General features: G+C 39.8%; 1 protein-coding gene. It reads left to right on the top strand.

Annotated features, from left to right (window positions below):
- Nucleotides 1–679 (top strand): hypothetical protein (locus tag AC2A1C_RS15840; RefSeq protein WP_484026903.1); only part of this gene is annotated, 679 nt, incomplete at both ends.

The following is a 679-nucleotide window of genomic DNA, read 5'->3' as shown; positions in this document are numbered from 1 at the left end:
TTTTGAATCCCGATCGGAAGAAAACATAACTTCCGGTAAAGTTTCATTTTCACAGTTTCAAAAAGAAACCGGAATTTCCGATGTTAAGACCACGCTTCATGTTCATCCTCATTCCGAAGAGTTTTCTCCACAGAATAAAGAAGGAGAACCGGAAGATTTGATGTCCTTATTCAAAATCAATATAGAAGACATCAAAAAACTGGAAATGAACGAAAGCATTACATACACCTTTCGTGCCTACAATTATTTTGATAGTCCTGAAAAGGAGTACAATGTTGTCTATTTCTACAAAAATGGAAAATGGAATTATTCTCTGTTGGAACTACAAGATAATCACACCTCGATTCCTTTGTATGATTCCAGACTAGGAGCAGTTTCCTTTACTACAGAAAATACCGCACGTACAGGATTGTGCCTCGAACCTTTTACTTCTTATTCTTTCCATTGTACCCAAACAGATGTTTGTACAGGATATTGTGATATGTGCAGTGAGTGCGTCACCGTTATGACGGGATATTTAGCCTATGATTGTTCGGGACCAAGTCCGGGTGGATCGGGTGACCCAAATAATCCGGGAAATTCAGGATCTTCCGGTGGAACAGGAAGCGGAGTATATGATCCGAGCCCGTATTATTATGACCCGAATGAGCAGTCTGATCTGGATCCTTACAAAATAAGG

It is taken from the genome of Chryseobacterium sp. HNCC26DJ241, from assembly GCF_057180505.1.
Note: the sequence above shows the minus strand (reverse complement) of the source record. Positions and strands in the feature narration are given on the sequence as shown.